This window comes from Pseudoalteromonas sp. Z1A6, from assembly GCF_011378745.1.
Taxonomy (GTDB): domain Bacteria; phylum Pseudomonadota; class Gammaproteobacteria; order Enterobacterales; family Alteromonadaceae; genus Pseudoalteromonas; species Pseudoalteromonas arctica.
This window is the reverse complement of the sequence record NZ_WTKW01000413.1, coordinates 1-3,324: the sequence shown is the minus strand read 5'-3', so window position 1 is coordinate 3,324 and position 3,324 is coordinate 1. Positions and strand designations below refer to the sequence as shown.

1 protein-coding gene and 2 pseudogenes are annotated in these 3,324 nt (G+C 36.8%); 2 read left to right on the top strand and 1 reads right to left on the bottom strand.

All coding sequences use genetic code 11. From position 1 onward, the window contains the following. Positions 1-27 precede the first annotated feature (27 nt). Positions 28-1,998: an AsmA family protein gene (locus GQR46_RS17905; protein ID WP_165741833.1), complete on the bottom strand. Its 1,971-nt coding sequence runs from the start codon at positions 1,996-1,998 to the stop codon at positions 28-30. Positions 1,999-2,392: 394 nt separating this feature from the next. Here GQR46_RS17905 and GQR46_RS20715 point away from each other — a divergent pair. Together GQR46_RS20715 and GQR46_RS17895 are read left to right on the top strand one after the other, a co-directional pair. Then, positions 2,393-2,546 (top strand): annotated as a pseudogene (locus tag GQR46_RS20715) (transcriptional regulator). Positions 2,547-2,701: 155 nt separating this feature from the next. Continuing rightward, positions 2,702-3,324: pseudogene (locus GQR46_RS17895) on the top strand (hypothetical protein); the annotation flags it as partial.

Here is a 3,324-nt window from a genome sequence, read left to right as displayed (position 1 = left end):
TGCCTTGTTTGTTTTAACTATAGATGATTAACCGAATAAACCTTTTAATTTATCTTTAATCTTATCCTTTGCTTTGTCTTTGGCTTTTTCTTTTGCCTCATCAACCTTCTGCTTAGCTTCATCTTTAAGCGCATTGCCTACATCAAGCTTTATACCAACATCGTGGAAAGGCCCTTTTATACGTAGTGGTATTTTAAAACCAGTGCTGTCATCAGTGGTTCCCTGTCCTTCGATTGATCCAACTATGCCTGTAACCAAACGGTAATTAACTGTTGTTTGTGGTAAATCAACATCGCCTTCACCTGATATTCTAACGAGTGGGCTAATAAGTGATAAATCAGTATTTTTACCAACACCATTAGTAAAGTTAAAACTTCCAGTCAGTGCAGAGAAATCTGTTTGCTCTGATTCTTCAAACCCAGTATCCAGCCCTTCAGACGCAGCACCAAAGTTTCCTGAAATGAGTTCCTTACCTTTACGAACCATCTCAGCTATATTCGCACCTTTTACGGCTCCATCAGCAAACTCAAATCCAAGTTTTCCGTTAAGCGCACCAATAAACGACTTTTGACTTTGGCCAGTTGTGTTTAGGTTCCAATTTAAAGACCCCTTACCCATTAGCTTGTCAAAACCTGCCGCATCAGTTAATAAAGGCTGTGCATCTATACCAGCTAAGTCAAAGTTAGTTGATATTTTATAAGGTACTTGTTGTGCGTTTACATTGATAACGCCTTTACCTGACCCTTCATAAGCAGAAAAGCTATCTAGGCTTAGTTTTGCAATGCTATTTTTTAAAGCAACAGTAAATTGATTTGCGCCCAACTTAATATCGTTAGCTTTTAATCCACTTGAACGAATAACTACATTCGCATCTAGTGAATTTAACGCACTTAGATCAATTTTAGTGTCATCCCATACTATTGGCTCCGCAGGCTTATCATTTTGCTCTACTGGCTCTTCTTGTTTTGCTACTGCTTCAGGCAGGTACGGGTTTAAATCAAGCATACCTAAATCAATATCAGCATTTACAGCTAAACGCTTACCTAGGTTAAGCTCGCTCTTACCTTTTATTTCCAATGCGTCTAACGTCGCAACTAAATCTTCTAAATTAAATTTCTCACCTGCTAGGTGCATTTTACCGTTTACACTAAATGCGTTAAAAGCATTGTCTTTAGCGTTTAACTCTACACCTTGCCATTTTGCAATACTTTTAACAGACTCACCGCTTAGTGATAACTGACCTTTAATATCTTGTCCTTGCCCAGCGATGCTCCCTTCGAACGTTAGATCAACTAAACGAGAATCTAAGGTTTGTTTAACATTAAAAGTAGCACCTTCAATTGCTTTAGCAGGAGTATCTAATTTTATATCAAGCTCAAAACGCTCCTGCATATAAGTAATACCCCCTTTTACTTCTAATGTTTTACGAAGTGATGGAAGTAAAATAGCGAGTTCTAAATCACTAATTTGTTGTTTAGCACCTGTTTGGCCATCTAGGTAAGTAAATGTACCGCCATAAATAGCAACCTCACCTAATTCAATATCAAAGTTATCTGGAAGCTTTATCGCTTCACCTGATTGGCTTTGCTCTTTAGGTTGCTCTGCAACTGCATCAAACAACTGCCAATTAGCTTTACCATTTTTGTCGGTTTCTAATAGAATATTTGGTTCGTTTATAACAAACTTATCTAATTTAAACTCACCACCAAATAATGAAAACCAAGGTATGTGTACAGCAAGCTGTTTCATACTCGCCATATCGGCGCGCGAACCTGATTCCATGTTTGCAAAATGCACGTCGTTAAGTTCTAACTTTAATGCAGGGAATACGCTAAGTGTTTTATCACCTTTAATAGTAAGAGTACGCCCAGTTGTTTGTTCTACCTGCTGCGACACTTTATTAAAAATAGTATCAGTAGGGATTAAAAACGGTGCGGCGGCAATGAGTGCTATACATAGTAAAAGTATTACACCTACAATTTTAAGTAAGGTTTTCATGATCGTCCTTTCAAACGTGCAAATAATGTTCTTATCATAGCGAGTGTTAGCCTTAAAATCATTGTAGTTATGATAAAAAAGCACTTTATTGAATTTTACAGTCTCTGTATGAATCGCTCCTGAAACATTTTAATACCTCTAGGTTGCATTGAAGACTCTATAAATAAAGACTTAAATACCGCTGATACAATTATTTATTAAGTACGTGGTCTTCGCTTTATTATGCTGTTCTAGTTTTTGACACTTTTGCTTCTGATATACCACTCTTAATAATAGCTACATTTAATATGGCTATTATATTTTAGGCTCATGGGCTTTCGTTTATTAGGCAATAGCAGAATTTAAGAACAAAATACGCGAAACCAAATAGCAACATTTTTGTAAATTTGCCAGATTGTCGCAATAAGAGCTCGCTGATACGATTAACTTTTCGAGCAAAACAATAAGTACAGTAGAAATATTACGGCTTACGCCGTCGTTCATAGTTGCCCTAAAAACAACTCAACATTTTAGTTGAGAGTCTCCTTGTACTAAATGAAAATGATTAATACATGTTAAAGCGTTAGTCTCATTTTATTAGCAAAAATACCGATTTAGTCATTTCAATTACAACGGATGAAGGACAGCGCTGTTGTTATTAGCGTAATTGCGCTAAAATAGACCAGCAAAAAAATATATATCTAAACCGGAGATTCTACAAGGCATGAAAAAACTGCTAATTTCACCGTCAAAAATGACGCTAGGCGAACAAGAAAACCAAATCTATCAGAACATTCTGAAGCAATCTTCAGAGTTAAGCCTTAACCTTATGGCCGTGAAAGTAGAAAACCACCCTGATGATTTTTTACCTTGGTGTTACGAATTGCTAAATGCTAGCAGAGATCGTATGAACTACGATTTACTAGAGCCACAGCAATTGCCTGTACTTAAAAAGCTACACGACCAGCTTATTTCAGCTATCAGCTTTTTACAGGTTAAAACTTTACGTATTGCTCCTTGGCCTGTTGTAAGTGTATTTGTAGAACAACACAAAGACGTTATTGCACTTGATGAACAACTTCGTTTAGTAGACTACATTAAAAGCATTCGTGAACAGTCTCTTAAAGATATGATCCCTGAAGATTTACTTGCGTTTAGCGGTAAGCACATGGCATCACTTGATCCAAGCACATACAACTTTGACGTTGAATGGTTTGCATCTACAAAGAGTGCAAAGAGCTTCCATCAAATGCTTGGTGATTTACCAGGTGCTTTTGACGACGCACTAGTAAATATTCCGCTTGAAGGTGATATTACTCAATATGAGTATCAACAATTTGTTGCTGC

Coding starts and splice junctions, on each gene's coding strand:
- GQR46_RS17905 (WP_165741833.1), bottom strand. CDS start 1,998: ATGAAAACCTTACTTAAAATTGTAGGTGTAATACTTTTACTATGTATA.